General features: G+C 65.0%; 15 protein-coding genes. 4 read left to right on the plus strand and 11 right to left on the minus strand.

Translation table 11 applies throughout. The annotated features are described in order from the left end of the window. Positions 1-23 precede the first annotated feature (23 nt). On the plus strand, positions 24-2,639 hold the full coding sequence (gene gyrA, locus ACFPPB_RS09245; RefSeq protein WP_377326471.1) for a DNA gyrase subunit A: 2,616 nt from the start codon (positions 24-26) through the stop codon (positions 2,637-2,639). 157 nt (positions 2,640-2,796) lie between these two features. On the opposite strand, the gene ACFPPB_RS09250 is transcribed toward gyrA, so the two are convergent. Both ACFPPB_RS09250 and ACFPPB_RS09255 read right to left on the minus strand, forming a co-directional pair. Beyond that, positions 2,797-3,246, minus strand: a complete 450-nt coding sequence (locus tag ACFPPB_RS09250; RefSeq protein WP_377326472.1) for a hypothetical protein — start codon at positions 3,244-3,246, stop codon at positions 2,797-2,799. A 1-nt stretch (position 3,247) separates the two neighbouring features. Then, positions 3,248-3,730: a peroxiredoxin gene (locus ACFPPB_RS09255; protein ID WP_377326473.1), complete on the minus strand. Its 483-nt coding sequence runs from the start codon at positions 3,728-3,730 to the stop codon at positions 3,248-3,250. 136 nt (positions 3,731-3,866) lie between these two features. Here ACFPPB_RS09255 and ACFPPB_RS09260 point away from each other — a divergent pair, with 136 nt between their 5' ends. Next, on the plus strand, positions 3,867-4,319 hold the full coding sequence (locus tag ACFPPB_RS09260; protein ID WP_377326474.1) for an Hsp20/alpha crystallin family protein: 453 nt from the start codon (positions 3,867-3,869) through the stop codon (positions 4,317-4,319). Between the two features lie 94 nt (positions 4,320-4,413). After that, positions 4,414-5,313 carry a DnaJ C-terminal domain-containing protein gene (locus ACFPPB_RS09265; protein ID WP_377326475.1) on the plus strand — a complete coding sequence of 300 codons (900 nt, stop codon included), beginning with the start codon at positions 4,414-4,416 and terminating at the stop codon, positions 5,311-5,313. A 76-nt stretch (positions 5,314-5,389) separates the two neighbouring features. Here the strand turns inward: ACFPPB_RS09265 and ACFPPB_RS09270 are convergent, their stop codons facing one another. The 9 genes from ACFPPB_RS09270 to ACFPPB_RS09310 form a co-directional block, all read right to left on the minus strand. After that, positions 5,390-5,755 (minus strand): response regulator, encoded by a 366-nt coding sequence (locus ACFPPB_RS09270; RefSeq protein ID WP_072760959.1) that lies wholly within the window; start codon positions 5,753-5,755, stop codon positions 5,390-5,392. Between the two features lie 69 nt (positions 5,756-5,824). Beyond that, positions 5,825-6,823: a YhdH/YhfP family quinone oxidoreductase gene (locus ACFPPB_RS09275; RefSeq protein ID WP_377326476.1), complete on the minus strand. Its 999-nt coding sequence runs from the start codon at positions 6,821-6,823 to the stop codon at positions 5,825-5,827. A 17-nt stretch (positions 6,824-6,840) separates the two neighbouring features. Continuing rightward, entirely contained in the window at positions 6,841-7,437 is a 597-nt protein-coding gene (locus ACFPPB_RS09280) for an LOG family protein (RefSeq protein WP_377326477.1), read from the minus strand. A 230-nt stretch (positions 7,438-7,667) separates the two neighbouring features. Further along, positions 7,668-9,092 (minus strand): dihydrolipoyl dehydrogenase, encoded by a 1,425-nt coding sequence (lpdA, locus tag ACFPPB_RS09285; protein ID WP_377326478.1) that lies wholly within the window; start codon positions 9,090-9,092, stop codon positions 7,668-7,670. 141 nt (positions 9,093-9,233) lie between these two features. Further along, complete coding sequence (odhB, locus tag ACFPPB_RS09290; RefSeq protein ID WP_377326479.1) at positions 9,234-10,448, minus strand: 2-oxoglutarate dehydrogenase complex dihydrolipoyllysine-residue succinyltransferase; 1,215 nt, start codon at positions 10,446-10,448, stop codon at positions 9,234-9,236. Positions 10,449-10,465: 17 nt separating this feature from the next. After that, complete coding sequence (locus ACFPPB_RS09295; protein WP_377326480.1) at positions 10,466-13,309, minus strand: 2-oxoglutarate dehydrogenase E1 component; 2,844 nt, start codon at positions 13,307-13,309, stop codon at positions 10,466-10,468. Positions 13,310-13,633: 324 nt separating this feature from the next. Next, the gene (locus ACFPPB_RS09300; protein WP_377326481.1) at positions 13,634-14,584 is read right to left on the minus strand and encodes a GNAT family N-acetyltransferase; all 951 of its coding nucleotides are present in this window, start codon (positions 14,582-14,584) and stop codon (positions 13,634-13,636) included. Further along, positions 14,581-15,774 carry a JmjC domain-containing protein gene (locus tag ACFPPB_RS09305; protein WP_377326482.1) on the minus strand — a complete coding sequence of 398 codons (1,194 nt, stop codon included), beginning with the start codon at positions 15,772-15,774 and terminating at the stop codon, positions 14,581-14,583. The genes ACFPPB_RS09300 and ACFPPB_RS09305 overlap by 4 nt, the downstream gene beginning before the upstream one ends. Positions 15,775-15,808: 34 nt before the next feature. Next, positions 15,809-16,561, minus strand: a complete 753-nt coding sequence (locus tag ACFPPB_RS09310; RefSeq protein WP_377326483.1) for a sulfite exporter TauE/SafE family protein — start codon at positions 16,559-16,561, stop codon at positions 15,809-15,811. Positions 16,562-16,725: 164 nt separating this feature from the next. On the opposite strand from ACFPPB_RS09310, the gene ACFPPB_RS09315 reads away from it, so the two are divergent. Beyond that, complete coding sequence (locus ACFPPB_RS09315) at positions 16,726-18,531, plus strand: assimilatory sulfite reductase (NADPH) flavoprotein subunit (RefSeq protein WP_377326484.1); 1,806 nt, start codon at positions 16,726-16,728, stop codon at positions 18,529-18,531. Position 18,532: the final 1 nt, after the last annotated feature.

An 18,532-nucleotide genomic window follows, 5' to 3' on the forward strand; every position in this document is an offset into this window, starting at 1 on the left:
TTCGTTATCAAGGAAGCCGATTCATGGCAGAACTCGCCAAAGAAATCATTCGCGTCAACATCGAAGACGAGATGCGCCAGAGCTACCTCGACTACGCCATGAGCGTGATCGTGGGCCGCGCCCTCCCGGATGTCCGCGATGGCCTTAAACCGGTGCATCGTCGCGTGCTGTTTGCGATGAATGAACTGGGCAATGTCTGGAACAAACCGTACAAGAAGTCGGCCCGCGTGGTCGGTGACGTGATCGGTAAGTATCACCCGCATGGCGATCAGTCGGTATACGACGCGATCGTGCGCATGGCGCAGCCTTTTTCGCTGCGCTATCTGCTGGTCGATGGCCAGGGCAACTTCGGCTCGGTCGATGGCGACAACGCCGCCGCGATGCGTTACACCGAAGTGCGCATGTCGCGGCTCACGCACGAGCTGCTGGCCGACATCGACAAGGAAACCGTCGACTTCGGCCCGAACTACGACGAGAGCGAACACGAGCCTCTGGTATTGCCGGCACGCGTGCCGAACCTGCTGATCAACGGCTCGGCCGGCATCGCCGTCGGCATGGCCACCAACATTCCACCGCACAATCTCAATGAAGTGATCGCGGCGACGATGGCCTTGATCGACGATCCGTCGCTCGGCATCGACGATCTGATGCAGCACATCCCGGGACCGGATTTCCCGACGTACGGCATCATCAATGGATCGTCCGGCATCATCGAGGCATACCGCACCGGTCGCGGCCGTATCCTGGTCCGGGCAAGGGCAGAGATCGAGACCGAGGCGAACGGCCGCGAGACGATCATCGTCCACGAGCTGCCGTATCAGGTGAACAAGGCGCGGCTGATCGAGAAGATCGCCGAGCTGGTCAAGGAAAAGAAGCTCGAAGGCATCAGCGAGCTGCGCGACGAATCCGACAAGGACGGCATGCGCGTCGTCATCGAGATCCGCAAGGATGCGATGGGCGATGTGGTGCTGAACAACCTGTTCCAGCAGACCCAGCTCCAGGTGACGTTCGGCATCAACATGGTGGCGCTGCTCGATGGCCAACCGAAACTGCTGAACCTCAAGGACATCCTCGAAGCGTTCATCCGTCATCGTCGCGAAGTGGTCACGCGCCGCACGATCTTCGAACTGCGCAAGGCGCGCGCGCGCGCGCACATCCTCGAAGGCCTGACCGTCGCACTGGCCAACATCGACGAGATGATCGAGCTGATCAAGACCTCGTCGTCGCCGGCCGAAGCGCGCGAGCGCATCGTGGCCCGGCGCTGGGAAGCCGGCATGGTGCGCGCGCTGCTTTCGGCCACCGGCGCGCATGCGTCGCGCCCGGAAGAGATGGATCCGCGCGATGGCCTGAAGGAGGATGGCTACCAGTTGTCCGAGGCACAGGCGCTGGAGATCCTGGCGATGCGTCTGCACCGCCTGACCGGGCTGGAGCAGGAAAAACTTTCCGACGAATACAAGCAGATCCTGGAAACCATCCGCGGCCTGATCGAGATCCTGGAAAACCCCGAACGCCTGCTCGAGGTGATTCGTGGCGAACTGGAAGCGGTCAAGGCGGAATTCGGCGACGCCCGCCGCACCGAGATCCAGCATTCGCAGGAGGATCTCAACGTCCTCGACCTGATCGCACCGGAAGACGTGGTGGTTACGCTTTCGCACACCGGTTACATCAAGCGCCAGCCGGCCAGCACTTATCGCGCGCAGAAGCGTGGCGGCAAGGGCCGCTCGGCCTCGGCATTGAAGGACGAGGACGTCGTCGAGCAGCTGTGGGTGGTCAACACGCACGACACCTTGCTGACCTTCACCAGCACCGGCCGCGTGTACTGGCTCAAGGTCTATCAGATGCCGGAGGCGGGTCCGGGTGCGCGCGGCAAGCCGATCATCAACCTGCTGCCGCTTGGCGATGGCGAGAAGGTGCAGGCGGTGCTGCCGGTACGCGAGTACACCGATGACCGTTTCGTGTTCTTCGCGACGAGGCAGGGTACGGTGAAGAAAACCCCGCTTACGGAATTCGCGTTCCAGCTGCAGAAGGGCAAGCTCGCGATCAAGCTCAACGAGGGTGACGCGCTGGTCAATGTCGAGCTGACCGACGGCAACAGCGACGTGCTGCTGTTCGCCTCCAACGGCAAGGTGAATCGTTTCGACGAGAACACCGTACGCTCGATGGGCCGCACCGCCGCCGGTGTTCGCGGCATGCGGTTGGCCAAGGATGCACAGGTGGTCTCGCTGATCGTGGCGGCGGAAGGCGACATCCTCACCGCGACGGAACGCGGCTACGGCAAGCGCACCCAGCTGGTCGAGTTCACCAAGAAGGGCCGCGGCACCCAGGGCGTGATCGGCATCCAGTGCTCCGAACGCAATGGGGCACTGGTGGGCGCCGTGCAGGTCACCGAGGCGCACGAGCTGATGCTGATCTCCAACCAGGGCACGCTGGTGCGTACCCGCGTGGCGGAAGTCTCGCAGCTGGGCCGCAACACCCAGGGCGTCACCCTGATCCGCCTGCCGGCCGACGAAACGCTGGTCAGCGTGATGCGGCTGGATGCGGAAGAGGACAATGGCGAGGAAGGCGTGCATGTCGATGTTCCGGAGCCGGCCGATGGTGAAAGCCCCGACGCGATTGAGCCGACTACTACGGAAGAATGAGCCTGATGTTGGTTTGAACAAAAACCCCGGTATGCCGGGGTTTTTGTTGTTGGGACGTTGCATGCACCTTGTATCTGTACCGGATGCTTCAGATCTCGGCTGCGGAAATGATCAGGGCTACATACGGCAAGTGCATTCACAGCGAGGTAGCGTGGGGTCAGTCCACTGCGCCCTCTAGATAGCAGCCTTCATATGCGACTGGAGAGGGCACTATTCCGGTTGAATGAAAGAGGCCGTCCGAACCGAGTCGCACTTCGAGCGGGTAGGTGGCCTCATCGCTGCCATTGACTGCCATGTCCTTGATGCACAGGAGCTTGTTGTTGCCTCGATCATGGATGACGCGGACAGCAAAAAACCAGCTCCCCTCGTTTGCATATGCACCTACATCACCCTTGCTTCCAATCGGTTTGAAGTCGATAAAGCCGTAGTCCGTCGGAATATGCGCACCGGTCCGGGCACGGCTTTTCATTGAATTAGGGAAGGACAGCACGTCGAGATGGTGAACCACGTAGAGCGCTGCTTCAGTGGGTGCTGTCGCAGTGACAGTTGCCGCTGGCTCATGCTGGCCAGCGGCAAGGAGCAGGGCGAGCGCGAGCCAGGCTTGCATGTCAGTGCTCGATCGCCACCAGCATCGCTTCGGCAGTGGATACGCGCAGCTCCCCGGGTGCCTCCACCTGCAGCACGCGCACCACGCCGTCTTCCGCGTACAGCGCAAAGCGGCGGGTGCGCAGGCCCATGCCGAACGCGGTGCCGTCCAGTTCCAGTCCCAGCGCGCGGGTGAAGCTGGCGTTGCCGTCGGCCAGCAGCAACAGGCCCGGCGGCACGTTTTGCGCGGCGGCCCAGGCCTGCATCACATAGGCATCGTTGACGGACAGGCACATCACACCGATGCCGCGCGCCTGGAAGTCGGAGAAATGTTCGACGTAGCCGGGGAGATGCCGGTTCGAGCAGGTCGGCGTGAATGCGCCGGGCACGCCGAACAGCACCGCCTTGCGACCGGCAAACAGCGCGCCGGTCTGTGCGGGCTGGATGTCGCCGTCGATGATCTTGATGGAAATGTCGGGAAGGGTGTCGCCGGGCTGGAGGCTCATGCGGGACTCGTTTGCGGGAAAGGGGGCACGCCATGCTAAACCGTCCGCCGCGCCGCCGCCTTGAAACCATTTCGGCAGCACCTATTTTTCGCTGCAGCCGGCAATGGTGCCGCGAGATTATCGAGGAGGCAGTGACATGAATCCGAGTCGTCATTCCATCTGGGGCCATGATCTGGGGCCGTCCGAGGACTTCCGTCGGGCTCTGGGACGCTTTTTCAGCGCCGATGACAACGACCAGTCCACCGTGGAGACCAGTCAGTGGGCACCGCGGGTGGATATCCGGGAGGAAGCCAAGCGTTTCATGATTCTCGTCGATGTGCCGGGTGTGGATCCGGCGACGATCGAGGTGAGCATGGACAAGAGCATCCTCACCATCAAAGGTGAGCGCAAGGTCGACAGCGAGGAAAACGCGGGCAAGTTGACCCGGCAGGAACGCGTTTACGGGACCTTCCATCGTCGCTTCGCGTTGCCCGAGAGTGCCGATGCCGACGGCATCAGCGCGCACGGCAAGTACGGCGTGCTCGAGATCTCGATCCCGAAGAAGCCCGAGACAACCCCGCGGCGCATCACCATCGACACCGCCGGATAACTGCAGCGCTGTATCAAAGTCCCATCCGCCGTGGATAATGATTCACGGCGGATCGCGGCTTTGTGCTGTGCGATACCGGTGATCAGGAGCTTGCGTGGAATTCAAAGACTATTACGAGATCCTGGGTGTGAAGCCGGATGCCAGCGAAGCCGAGATCAAGGCGGCGTATCGCAAGCTGGCGCGCAAATACCACCCGGACAAGAACAAGGAAACCGGCGCCGAGGAGAAATTCAAGGCGGTCAACGAAGCCAACGAGGTGCTCAAGGACGCCGAGAAGCGGCGCTCCTACGACCAGCTGCGTGCCGGTGGCTACCGGCAGGGCGAGCAGTTCCGTCCACCGCCGGGCTGGCAGGGGCAGAGCCAGGGCTTTGGCGACGCTGGCGATGGCGACTTCAGCGATTTCTTCGAAAGCCTGTTCGGCCGCGGCGCGGCCGGCGGTCATCGTGGCCAGCCGCGGCCGCGGCGTGGCCAGGACGTGCAGGCGTCGGTGCGGATCGACCTGCAGACCGCGTTCGACGGCGGCCGCACGCGTCTGGCCATGCATGATCCGGCCGGTGGCGAGCGTGTGCTGGAAGTGAAGATTCCTGCCGGGATCCAGCCCGGACAGGTGATCCGTTTGTCCGGCCAGGGGCAGAGCGGCATGGCCGGCGGCCCGAATGGCGACCTGTTGCTGGAAGTAGGCATTCACGACGATGCGCGCTTCCGCCTGGACGGCCGCAACCTGGTGCATGTGCTGCCGATCACGCCGTGGGAAGCGGCACTGGGCGCCAGCGTACCGGTGCCGACCCTGGCCGGTACGGTCGACCTGCGCATACCGGCCGGTTCGCAGTCGGGGCGCAAGCTGCGCCTGAAAGGACGGGGCATGCCGGGTACGCATCCGGGCGACCAGCTGGTGGAACTGTCGATCCGCACGCCGGCGGCCGACAATGACGAGCAACGCGCGGCTTATGCGGCACTGCACGAGCATTTCAAGGACTACAACCCGCGCCGGTAATGGATGGAGCGGGATTCCAACGAAAAACGGCGCCTGTGGGCGCCGTTTTTCATGAACCGGATGAGTCGCCAGGCGATCAGTGCGGCAGAAACTCGTTCAGCGCCTTGATCAGTTCCTCTTCCTTGATCGGCTTGGTCACATAGGCCTTGGCGCCCTGGCGCATGCCCCAGACCTTGTCGGTTTCCTGATCCTTGGTGGTTACCAGGATGATCGGGATATGGGCGGTGTCGGCATTCTTGCTGATCGTGCGGGTGGCCTGGAAACCGTTGAGGTTGGGCATGACCACATCCATCAGGATCAGATCGGGCTTTTCCAGCTTGGCCACTTCGACGCCAGCGGCACCATCTTCTGCGGAAAGGGTCTCATGCCCGAGTTTTTCGACGATCCGCTTGATGCCCAGCAATTGTGACGGGGAGTCGTCGACGATCAGGATGCGTGCCATAAGGTGATAGTCCCCTTCGTGTTTCGTTGATTCTAAGCTGTGGTGATGGTACTTCCAAGCGCGGTTTCGTCAAACCGTGTTGTTGATACGCACGAGTGTGCGACCCGAAGAGTCACCCGTAAGCATACGCGTAAATATTCCAGGCAGTCCGTCCAGCTCGACTTCGCGCGTGGCGATGCGTTCGAGATGCCGCGGTTTCCAGTCGCTGGCCAGGTGCTGCCAGATGCTGTCGCGGATATCGCGGGCGGTGCCGGCTGAGGCGATGCCGAGCAAGCTGGTGCCGCGAATGATGAACGGCATCACTGTGCTGTCGAATGCTATTCCGCCGGCGTTGCCGCAGATCGCCACGTTGCCGTATGGGCTGATCAGCGGCAGCAGGCCGCTCAGCATGCTGCCGCCGACGTTGTCCAGCGCGCCGCCGAAGCGGGCGGAATCCATCGGCTTGCCGCTGAAGACAAGCTGATGGCGATCGATGCATGCGCTGGCGCCGAGACTGCGCAGCACGTCGAAATGATCCGCCTTGCCGCTGATCGCGTGCACTTCGTAGCCGGCACGGCTGAAGATGTCGATCGCCAGTTGGCCAACGCCGCCACTGGCGCCGGTCACTGCAATGGGACCGAGTGCCGGCACCTGCCGGTTGTCCTGCATGCGCAGCAGCGCCAGCGCGGCGGTGAAGCCGGCGGTGCCGAGAATCATGCTTTCGCGCAGACTGAGTCCCGCCGGCAGCGGGATCGTCCAGCGCGCGTCGAGGCGCACGTATTCGCCGTAGCCGCCATCGCGCGTTTCGGACAGGCCGCTGCCGGTGCACAGCACGGCGTCGCCCTCCTTGAACGCGGGATCGGTCGAGGCGATCACGTGGCCTGCCACGTCGATGCCGCCGTTGAGCGGATACGTGCGCAGGATCCGGCCTTTGCCGGTGCCGGCCAGGGCGTCCTTGTAGTTGACCGATGAATACGCCGTCTTGACCAGCACCTCGCCGGGCGACAGCGCATCGGCGCTCATGGCTTCGATGCCGGCGCGGTAGCCGGCTTCATCGCTGTGGATGCGGAAGGCGCGGAACAGAGTCATCTCGGATCTCCGGTTTTTCAGGCCTTGATGCTGGACGGGCCGATCACGCGGGATGCGTGGCCGCCGTCGTAGCTGGCCATCCAGTCGAACAGCGCATCCATCGAATCGCCGAACCAGACGCTGTCGCGCTGGCCGGGCCGCACGAAGCCTTCGCCCACCATGTGATCCATCATCGCGCGCAGGCCACCGTAATAGCCGCGTACATCGAGGAATGCGCACGGATAGCGGTGCAGGCCGAGTTGCGCCCAGGTCAGCATCTCGAACATCTCGTCCATCGTGCCGAAGCCGCCGGGCAGGGCGACGAACGCAACGGACAGTTCGTACATGCGCGTCTTGCGCTGGTGCATGGTGTCGACCACTTGCAGTTCGCTGAGGCCCGGGTGGGCTACTTCGAGATCCACCAGCTGGCGCGGAATCACGCCGACCACCTTGCCGCCGCCGGCCAGCACGGCATCGGCCACGGTGCCCATCAGGCCGACCTTGCCGCCGCCGTAGACCAGGGCGATGCCGCGCCTCGCCATCTCGGCGCCGAATGCGCGGGCTTGTTCGGTGTATTCGGGATGCTTGCCGGAGCTGGAGCCGCAATAAACGCATATGGCGGGGGGTTGGGGCATGGCATGACCTGAGTCGAAGAAACCGGGTAGGAGCCCGCTCGCGGGCGATGCTTTTTGCTCTGATGGTTGGGTAGGGAAATTCAAAGCAAAAGCATCGCCCGCACGCGGGCTCCTACAAACAAAAGCAACGGCCCGCCCATGTCGCCACGAGCGGGCCGTCGTTGCGCGGAGGCGCTGGATCCCGGATCGACGCCCATCCACGGGCGGTCCGGTATGAGCGCATCCAGCGCTCAGTTGCCCTTGTGGATCGCGCGCTTGTCGACGGCCAGCGCCGCTTCGTGCACGGCCTCGGACAGGGTCGGGTGCGCATGGACGATGCGCGCCAGATCTTCGGACGAGCCCTTGAACTCCATAGCGACGACGCATTCGGCGATCAGCTCGGAAACGCCCGGGCCCACCATGTGCACGCCGAGGATGCGATCGGTCTCGGCGTGGGCGATCATCTTGACTTGGCCGATGGCCTCGTTCATCGCGACAGCGCGGCCGATCGCGGCGAACGGGAAGCTGCCTACCTTGTACGGGATGCCGGCGTCCTTCAATTCCTTCTCGGTCTTGCCGGCCCAGGCGATTTCCGGTTCGGTGTAGATCACCCACGGAATCGTGTCGTAATTGACGTGGCCGGCCTTGCCCGCGATCCACTCGGCTACTGCCATACCTTCCTCGAAACCCTTGTGGGCGAGCATCGGGCCGCGCACCGCATCGCCGACGGCCCAGACACCGTCCACGCCGGTGTGGCAATGCTCGTCGACGATGATGCGGCCGCGTTCGTCCAGCTTCACGCCGGTGTCGTCGGCCAGCAGACCGTCGGTATAGGCACGGCGGCCCACGGCCACCAGCAGTTTGTCGACCACCAGCGTCTGCTCGCCGTCCTTGTCGGCATAGGTGAGATGGACTCCGTCCTTCTTCACCTCGGCCTTGCTGAGCTTGGCGCCGAGCTTGATCTCCAGGCCTTGTTTCTTGAATTCGCGCTGGGCGACCTTGGCGATGTCCGCGTCGGCGGTGCCGAGGAAATCGGGCAGCGCTTCGAGGATGGTCACCTGGGCGCCGAGCCGGTTCCAGACGCTGCCCAGTTCGAGGCCGATCACGCCAGCGCCGATCACGCCGAGGCGCTTGGGTACCGCGTTGATGTCCAGCGCGCCGGCGTTGTCGATGATGTTCTTGCCGTCGAACTTGGCGAACGGCAGCTCGATCGGCACCGAACCGGAAGCCAGGATCACGTTGGTGGCGGAAATGGTCTGCTTCTTTCCGTCGTTGCCGGTGATCTCGACCTCATTTCCCTTGAGCAGTCTGCCCTTGCCGAAGAAGCTGACGATCTTGTTGGCCTTGAACAGCTGGTCGACGCCACCGGTGAACTGCTTGACGATCTTGTCCTTGCGTCCGATGAAGGTCGCCATGTCGACCTTGGCGTTCTCCACGCTGATGCCGTGTGCCGGCAGATTGTGCGACAGGTTGTAGAACTGCTTGGACGAATCGAGCAGCGCCTTGGACGGGATGCAGCCCACGTTGAGACAGGTGCCGCCCAGCGCAGCCTTGCCGTCCTTGCCGACGAACGCGTCGACCACGGCACTCTTCAGTCCCAGCTGCGCGGCGCGAATGGCGGCGTGATAACCGGCCGGGCCGCCGCCGACGACGATGACATCGTATTTTTCGCTCATGGTTTTCTCTTTGGCTCTTTCCTTCTCCCGTCGGGAGAAGGTGGCGCGAAGCGCCGGATAAGGGTTCGGATGAGGTGAAGTGTTCGGTGCAACCGAACCCTCACCCCAACCCCTCTCCCGACGGGAGAGGGGCTCAAGGCGTTACAGGCCGAGCAACATGCGCTGCGGATTCTCCAGCTGGTTCTTGATGTCGACCAGGAACAGCACCGCGTCCTTGCCGTCGATGATGCGGTGATCATAGGACAGCGCGATGTACATCATCGGCGCGGCGATGATCTGGCCGTTATCGACGATCGCGCGTTCCTTGATCGTGTGCATGCCGAGGATCGCGCTCTGCGGCGGATTGACGATCGGGGTGGACAGCAACGATCCGAAGGTGCCGCCATTGGTGATGGTGAACGTGCCGCCTTGCAGGTCGTCCAGCGACAGCTTGTTGTCGCGTGCCTTTTTGGCGTAGTCGGCGATGCCTTTCTCGATGTCGGCGAAGCCCATGTCCTGCACATCGCGCAGCACGGGAGTGACCAGGCCCTTGTCGGTGGACACCGCGATCGAGATGTCCTGGTAGCCGTGATAGATCACGTCGTTGCCGTCGACCGACGCATTGACGAACGGATAGCGCTTCAGCGCTTCGGCGGCTGCCTTGACGAAGAAGCTCATGAAGCCGAGCTTGATGCCGTGTTCCTTCTGGAACGCCTCGCCCAGCGTCTTGCGCATCTTCGTGACTTCGCTCAGGTTCACTTCGTTGAACGAGGTGAGCATGGCGATGGAGTTCTTCGACTGCATCAGGCGTTCGGCGATGCGCAAGCGCATGCGCGTCATCGGCACGCGTTCTTCCGGACGCGAGCCCGGAGTCGGTTTCGCCGCCGGTGCGGGGGTTGCGGCCGGAGTCGGCGCGGCCGCGCCGCCCTTGCCGTAATTGACCAGGTCTTCCTTGGTCACGCGGCCATCGCGACCGGTGCCGGCGACCTTGGACGGGTCGATGTTTTCCTCGGTGGCCACGCGCAGGCCGGCCGGGGACAGGTCGTCGGCACCCTTGGCTGCCGTTTTCGGCGCGGCGGCTGGTGCAGCCGCGGCCGCCTTCGGGGTTTCCGCCGCCGGCGTGGGGGCGGCGGCAACAGCGCCTTCCTCGATGATGGCGATGATCTGCTGGCTGTTCACCGTGTCACCGACCTGGTGCTTGATTTCCTTCAGCACGCCATCGACCGGCGAGGGAACTTCCAGCACCACCTTGTCGGTTTCGAGATCGACCAGGTTCTCGTCGCGCTTGATCGCATCGCCCGCTTTCTTGTGCCAGCTGGCGATGGTGGCGTCGGAGACGGACTCGGGCAGAACGGGGACTTTGACTTCGATGGACATGAGGGATCCTTGGGCCTTTATTCTGCTGAATGGTCGGTGCCGACTGGCGCAACCAGCGCCTGCTCGACGAGTGCAGCCTGTTCGGCGATATGGGTGTTGAGATGGCCTGCGGCCGGTGCCGGCGAGCGTGCGCGGCCAGCGTAGGAGAGGCTGTGCTTGCTGCCGATGCAAGCCTGCAAGTGGTGGCGGATCTGGAACCAGGCACCCTGGTTCATCGGCTCTTCCTGGCACCAGATCACTTCCTTCGCGGAAGGATACTTGTCCAGTTCGGCGCTGACCTCGGTGCGCGGGAACGGATACAGCTGTTCGACGCGTACGATGGCCACGTCGTTCTGCCCACGCTTCTCGGCGTCCTCCAGCAAGTCGTAGTAGACCTTGCCCGAGCACAGCACGACGCGCTTGACCTTTTTCGCCGGCAGCTCGCGATGTTCGCCGATCACCAGCTGGAAACTGCCGTTGGCCAGCTCGTCCAGCGAGGACACCGCCAGCTTGTGGCGCAGCAGCGACTTTGGCGTCATCACGATCAGCGGCTTGCGCACCGGGCGCAGCATCTGCCGGCGAATCATGTGGAAATCCTGCGCCGGCGTGGTCGGCACGCAGACCTGCATGTTGTCGAAAGCGCACAGCTGCAGGAAGCGTTCGAGGCGCGCGGAGGAGTGCTCCGGGCCCTGGCCTTCGTAGCCGTGCGGCAACAGCAGCACCAGGCCGCACAGGCGGTTCCACTTCGCTTCGCCGGAGCTGATGAACTGGTCGATCACCACCTGGGCACCGTTCGCGAAATCGCCGAACTGCCCTTCCCAGATATTGAGCGTGTCCGGATCGGTGGTGGAGTGGCCGTATTCGAACGCCATCACCGCTTCTTCGCTGAGCAGCGAGTCGATCACTTCCACGTCGGCGCCGCCACGGACCGTGGCCAGCGGCATGTAGGTGTGGCCGTCCTTCTGGTCGTGCAGCACGGCATGGCGATGGAAGAACGTGCCGCGACCGGAATCCTGGCCGACCAGGCGCATGTCGTGGCCGGCATCGATCAAGGTGGCATAGGCGAGGTTCTCGGCGAAGCCCCAGTCCGCCGGGTGCTCGCCCGTCGCCATCTTGCGGCGGTCGTCGTAGATCTTCGCCACGCGCGCCTGCAGCGTGATGTCGGTGGGCAGGGTGAGGATCTTGCCGGAGAGCTCCTGCAGCTTCTGCTTGGGTACGCTGGTGTCGGTCGGCGTCGACAATTTGCCGCCGATGAACTTCGCCCAGTCCACATGGCCGTCGCGGACCGGCGAGTTGTCGAGCTCGGTCATCGGTGCGCCGGCTTCCAGCCGGTCGCGGTAGGCCTCGAACTGCTTCTGCGCGTCGCCCTCGGCCAGCACGCCTTCTTTCACCAGTTGCTGCTGGTACAGGTCGCGCGCGGTCGGCCGCTGGCGGATGACCTGGTACATCACCGGCTGGGTGGCGGCCGGCTCGTCGGCCTCGTTGTGGCCGTGGCGGCGGTAGCAGACCAGGTCGATCACCACGTCGCGGCGGAACTGCTTGCGGAAATCGTAGGCGAGGCGGGTCACCGCGATCACCGCTTCCGGGTCGTCGCCATTCACGTGCAGCACCGGCGCATTGACCATCTTGGCCAGGTCGGTGCAATACATGGTGGAGCGCGCATCCTGCGGATTGGAGGTGGTGAAGCCGACCTGGTTGTTGATCACGATGTGCAGGCTGCCGCCGATCTTGAAGCCGCGGGCCTGCGACATGTTCAGCAGTTCCATGTTCACGCCCTGGCCGGCGAACGCGGCGTCGCCATGGATCAGCACGGCCATCGACTGCGTGTGCAACGTGTCGCGGCGGCGGTTCTGGCGGGCGTGCACCGAGCCGGCCACCACCGGGTTGACGATCTCCAGGTGCGACGGGTTGAACGCCAATGCCACGTGCACGCCGCCCTTGGGCGTCTTGACGTCGGCGGAGAAGCCCATGTGGTACTTCACGTCACCCGAATGAGCCGGGTCGTCCGGATGCTCGAACTTGCCTTCGAACTCGTCGAACAAGGTCTTCGGCGGCTTGCCCAGGATGTTGACCAGCACGTTGAGGCGGCCGCGATGGGCCATGCCGATCACCAGCTCCTTGATGCCGTTGTCGCCGGCGGCGCGCACGACGTCGTCGATCATCGGGATCATGCTGTCGCCGCCTTCCAGCGAGAAGCGCTTCTGGCCGACGTACTTCGTGTGCAGATAGCGCTCGAGGCCTTCGGCCGCGGTGAGGCCATCCAGCACGCGTTGCTTGCCGGCCTTGTCCAGCGTGCTCTTGCCGGCAGCCCGCTCGAGCCGGCTGTAGATCCAGTTGCGCTGCTCGTGATTGCTGATGTGCATGAATTCCGTGCCGATCGTGCTGGCATAGGTCTTCTTCAGGCGGCTCAGAAAGTCGCGCAGTTTCAGGCGCTGGCCGCCGCCGGCGTAGTTGCCGCAGTCGAATTCGGTATCCAGGTCGGCGTCGGAGAGGCTGTGGAAGGCTAGGCCCAGATCCGGCGCCGGCATCTTCTCGGTGAGGCCGAGCGGATCAAGGTCGGCGGCGAGATGGCCGCGCGAGCGATAAGCGGTCAGCAGGCGGAGTACGCCGGCTTGCTTGCGCGCATGCTCGTCGCTGACCGGCGTGGCGGCGCCATTGCCCGCATGACGCTGCTTCTGCGCGGCCTCGATACGCGCGATGGCCGCGGTATGGGAGACGTCTCCCGACTCGCGGCCCTTGAAGGTTTCAAAATACTTGCTCCACTCGGCGGGTACCGACGAGGCGTCGGCCAGCCAGGCGTCATAAAGCGATTCCACGTAATCGGCGTTGCCGCCAGCGAGTTGGGAAGATTCGAAGAACTCGCGGATCAGGTTTGTACTCACGTCACCACCGGCAGGGAAGGGATGCTTGCAGCCATCCGTGTGACCTTGAAGTCGCGGTTTTCTGTCGGTATTCAAGCCCGACAGGCCCTTCAAGTGGATGACTGGGGAGAATCCGGACAATTATAACCTTTGCTTGCTTAGCCTTTGCTTGCTGCGACGCGGCAACCTGCAAAGCGTCGAAAACGGGCTGCCGGCATGGATTCGTGAGGATGGCCCGGCGATTTTTCGCCGCGGGCAGCGGTTTCACGTGATTGCCGAGACCGTTGGCGACCGGCAGCGGGAAAATCTGGGCCAGCGTGTGTTCAGCCGAATCCGACATGGCAGCTAGATACCCAGCGCCTGCAGAATGCTGGCGCGTTCGGCGCGCTCCCACACTTCATCGAAATGCTGCTGCAGCGGTGCCTGGTTCGCCCGATCGCGAAGGGCGGCGCGGCCTTGCGGGCGATCCGCCTCGGGCAGGAACAGGTAACCGCCGGCGTCGTTGAGCAGATAGGCCGAGACATAGGCCAGGTCGGCTTCCTCCAGCGGCGTGCGGATCTGGATCGCGCTGGACAGGCGCTGCGCCAGCGCGACCAGGCGATGGTCGTTGCGCAAGGCCGCCGCGGGGTCGTGCAGCAGGATGTGGATCTTCGCGCCGCGGCCGGAGATCGCGATGCGCCGCAACTCGGCCAGTTCTTCCGCGCCGGCGTAGCTGTCGTTGCCGAGCAGCGGCACGTAAATGGACAGCTGATGGCGCGTCTCGCCCAGCAGCTGCAGCCGCGCCGCGGCGGTTTCGCTGCGCGAGCCGGCGGGCAGCGCGCCGATGTCGCGCAGCAAGGGCTCTTCACCGGCGGCCTTGGTCAGGCTCAGGCGCATCGCCCGATGCACCAGCCCGGCATCCTCGAATTCCGCGCCATACGCGATGAAACCTTCGCGTTCGTAGAAGCCGATCGCGTCGACCTGGGCATCCAGCGCCACTTCAGGCCAGCCCTGCGCGCGGGCGTGTGCGATCAGTTCGTGCAGCAGTGCCAGGCCGACGCCCTGGCCGCGCCATTCCCGCAGCACCGCCATGCGGCCGATCTTGTGCGCCGGGGTGAGCCGGCCGCAGCCGATCGGCCGGCCGGCGTCGTCGCGCGCCAGTACGTGCCAGCAGTCGACATCGAGACCGTCCCGCTCGCGTTGCTCGGGCACGGCCTGCTCCTGGACGAACACGGTGCCACGCAGATCGAGCAGGGCTGCGCGCTGGTCTTCGCGTGACCAATCGGCAACTTCGAGGCGGAAGTGCTGCAGCTTCATCGGCGGCGGGATTTTCTCGGCAGGAGATGGCCATCATTGATCAGCGCCAGCAGCAGCGCACGTTCGGCGGCGGTCGGTTTGCCGCCGAGGCCGAGCACGCGCTGCCCGCAAAGCTGCTGCGCCAGTGCGGGTGTGGCCGGATAGGCCTGGCCGCTGGCATACAGCGTGCAGCCGGATTTGCCGCGGCTCCAGGCCAGCCGCGACCACGGATGGCGCAGCAGCTGCGTGCCGGCATCGAGTTGCCTGGCCAAAGCGGCATCGCTCAGCGGCTTTTCCAGTGGTGCCGGTACCTGGGCGTTGCGATAGCGGGTGATGAAGCAGCCGAACCAGTCGCGCAGCATGTCGTCGTTCAGCGCGGCGGCGAACGGCAGCGTGGTCTTCAGGCGATCGATCGCGGCGCGGTCGATCTCGCCGGCCGCCCTGGCCGGCTTCAGGTCGGGGTCGGTATAGCGAAGCTCTTCCGGCAGATGCTCGGCGATATGGTCGGCCAGGTCGCCGGTCAGCTCGGCCTGCGAGGGCGCGCGCATGCCGATCGAGAATGTCATGCACGGACCGCCGAAGGCGACGCCGTCGTGCGGCACGCCAGGCGGCAGGTACAGCATGTCGCCCGGTTCCAGCAGCCACTCGTGGGTCGGCTCGAACTGGGCGAGCTGCTTCAGTTCGACGTCGTGACGGAATTCCTTCGGTGCCATCAAGTCATCGCTGATCGCCCAGTGGCGCTGGCCCAGGCCTTGCAGCAGAAAGACGTCGTACTGGTCGACATGCGCGCCGACGCCGCCGCCCGGTTCGGCGTAGGAGACCATCACGTCATCGACGCGCCAGCTGGGCAGAAAGTCGAAGTGCTGCAGCAATGCGGCGACATCCGCGTCCCACTTGTCGACGTCCTGTACCAGCAAGGTCCAGTGGGTGCTGGGCGTTTTCGCGAAGTCCGCTTCGTTCAGCGGGCCGGAATTGACGTGCCAGCGGCCGCGTTTCTCGTCATGCACGATCAGACGGGCCAGGGCGCCTTCCTCGCAGGCCAGTCCCGCCAGGTCATCCGGCTGCAATGGCGGCTGGAAATCGGGGAAGGCGTGGCGGATCAGCAACGGCCGTTTCTGCCAGTAGTCGCGCAGGAACCGGGCGGGCGACATGCCCAGCGGTTGCTTCAACGAGCCGCTGACTTCGATCGGATAGGGGGTGGGTTGGGTCATCGGCGCATTGTAGCGGTCGCGGGCGGGCTCGATGTCAGTGCAGTACCTTCATGACATTGTTGAGCCCCAGCGCCAGCACGGCGGTGGCGGCCAGCAGCGTCGCTGCCCGGGCCGGCAGGTGCCGGGCAAACAACGCGCCCAGCGGAGCGGCGGCCACACCGCCGGCGATCAGGCCCAGTACCGCCGTGCCGTGGGTGGCGCCGACATGCAGCAGGAAGCTGACGCTGGCGGCGGCGCTGACCACGCATTTGGCCAGGTGCACCGTGCCGATCACGGTGCGTGGCGTGGCGCCGCGAGCCACCAGGGTGGTGACGGTCACGGCGCTCCAGCCGCCACCGGCCACCGCGTCGGCGAAGCCGGCGATCAATCCCAGTGGGTGGGTGGCGCGCGGAACGCTGTCGTCATGGCGGCTCTTGAGCCGGGTCCCGCGCAGCAGCAGGAACAGGCCCATGCCCAGCAGGTAGGGCGTCAGGGCCAGCCGCATCCACATGGCCGGGACATGGCTGACCACGTAGGCACCGATCACCGCACCGAGCACGCCCGGAAGAACGAGCGCCCAGAACAGCTGCCGGCGCACATTGCCGGCTGCCAGATGGCTGAGGCCGGAGGCGCCGCAGGTGAAGGTCTCGGCGTAGTGCACGCTGGCGCTGGCCACCGCCGGTGGCAGGCCCAGCCCCAGCAGCATCGCGGCGGAGACGACGCCGTAGGCCATGCCCAGCGCGCCGTCGACCAGCTGGGCGAGCGCGCCCACGGCGGCGAAAGTGAGGAATTCGGAGAGCGGCGGCATGGGGGCATCCGTGCGCGGTGCGGAATGGTGCCGAGTATCCGAAGCAAGCTGTCCCCACGGAAATAAGGCCTCGGCATAAGCACATGCCGACACATCCTTTCCCAAGGGCACGGTTAAAAAATAATTTGGACGTCGAGAAGTATAGACGTCCAAATGGAGCCATCGTGAATTCTGTCGTCGTGCCGAACCTTCCCGCAGTGAGCCTGGACGCGGAAAAACTCGCCCTGCTGACCCGGGGCGTGGAAGGGCTGACCACGGCGCAGCTGTACTGGGTCGCCGCGTGGGCCGCCGCTCAGGCGGCGCAGGCGCAACGCATTGGTCCAGCGGCCGTGGCCGTGGCGGGCAGAACGGCCGAGCGGCTGACCATCGTCTACGGAAGCCAGACCGGCAACGCGAAGCGCATCGCCGAGGAGCTGGTCAGGCGCAGCGAGGCTGCCGGCCTGCCGGTCCGGCTGCTGCGCGCCGACGCCTACCCGCAGCGCGAGCTGGCGCAGGAACGTCATCTGGTCTTGGTGATCAGCACCCAGGGCGACGGCGAGCCGCCGGACGATGCCCGCGGCCTGTTCGAGTTCATCACCGGCAAGCGTGCGCCGAAGCTGCCGGCGTTGCAGTTCGCCGTGCTGGGGCTGGGCGATTCGAGCTACCCGCAATTTTGCGTGATCGGCCGCCAGCTCGATGCCCGGCTGGCCGAGCTGGGCGGCACCCGTTTCGCCGCGCTGGGCGAGGCGGATGTGGAGATCGAGGCGGTGGCCGCGCCCTGGACGGAACAGACGCTGGAGCAGGCGCGCGAACTGCTGAAACAGGCCGGCGTGTCCGCCCGGGTCACTCCGCTGCATGCCGTGCCCAGCCGCAGCAGCCATTCGCGCGAGCAGCCGTTCGCCGCCACCGTGCTGGCCAATCAGCGCATCGTGGCGCGCGACAGCGAACGCGACGTGCGCCATATCGAGTTGTCGCTGGAAGGTTCCGGGCTGCGCTACGAGCCCGGCGACGCATTGGGCGTGTGGCCGCGCAATCCGCCGGCGCTGGTCGACCAATGGCTGGACGCGCTGCGGCTCGACGGCGCGCAGGAAGTCACGCACCAGGGCCGCACGCTGGCATTGCGGCGATGGCTGGAGCGCGAGCGCGAGATCACCCGGCTCAATCGACCCTTCGTGGCGGCACTGGCCGCCGCCAGCGGCGACGACGGGTTGACGCGCGTGCTGCAGAAGGAACATTCCGCGGAGTTCACGGCGCTGCTGGCGGCCGACCAGCCGATCGACCTGCTGCGCCGCCACCCGGCGACCTGGCCCGCAGAGGTGCTGGTGGCCGCGCTGCGGCCATTGGCGCCGCGGCTCTACTCGATCGCCTCCAGCCCCAAGGCCGTGGGCGAGGAAGTGCACCTCACGGTTGCGGTGGTCGAATACGAAACATATGGCAGCACCCATTGGGGTGCCGCCTCCGGCTTGCTCGCCGCGACCGACGAGGACGGCAAGCTGCCCATTTTCATCGAACCGAACGAGCGCTTCCGCCTGCCGGCCGATGGTGCGCGTGACATCGTCATGATCGGGCCGGGCACCGGCGTGGCGCCGTTCCGGGCATTCGTGCAGGAGCGCCGGGAGAGCGGCGCCACGGGCCGCAACTGGCTATTCTTCGGCAACCGCCACTTCGCCAGCGACTTCCTCTACCAGGTGGAGTGGCAGCAGGCGCTGAAGGACGGTTCGCTGCACCGGCTCGACCTGGCGTTCTCGCGCGACGCCGCCCATAAAACTTATGTCCAGCAGCGCCTGCGCGAGCGGGGTGCGGAACTGCATGCCTGGTTGAAAGGCGGTGCGCATATCTACGTCTGCGGCGATTCCACGCACATGGCCCGCGATGTCCACGCGGCGCTGATCGACGTGATCGCCACCCACGGCGACCAGTCGCCCGACGAGGCGAAGGCCTGGCTCGCCGAACTCCTGCAGCAGGGCCGCTACGCCCGCGACGTGTACTGAC

Source organism: Rhodanobacter terrae (genome assembly GCF_042657005.1).
GTDB lineage: Bacteria > Pseudomonadota > Gammaproteobacteria > Xanthomonadales > Rhodanobacteraceae > Rhodanobacter > Rhodanobacter terrae.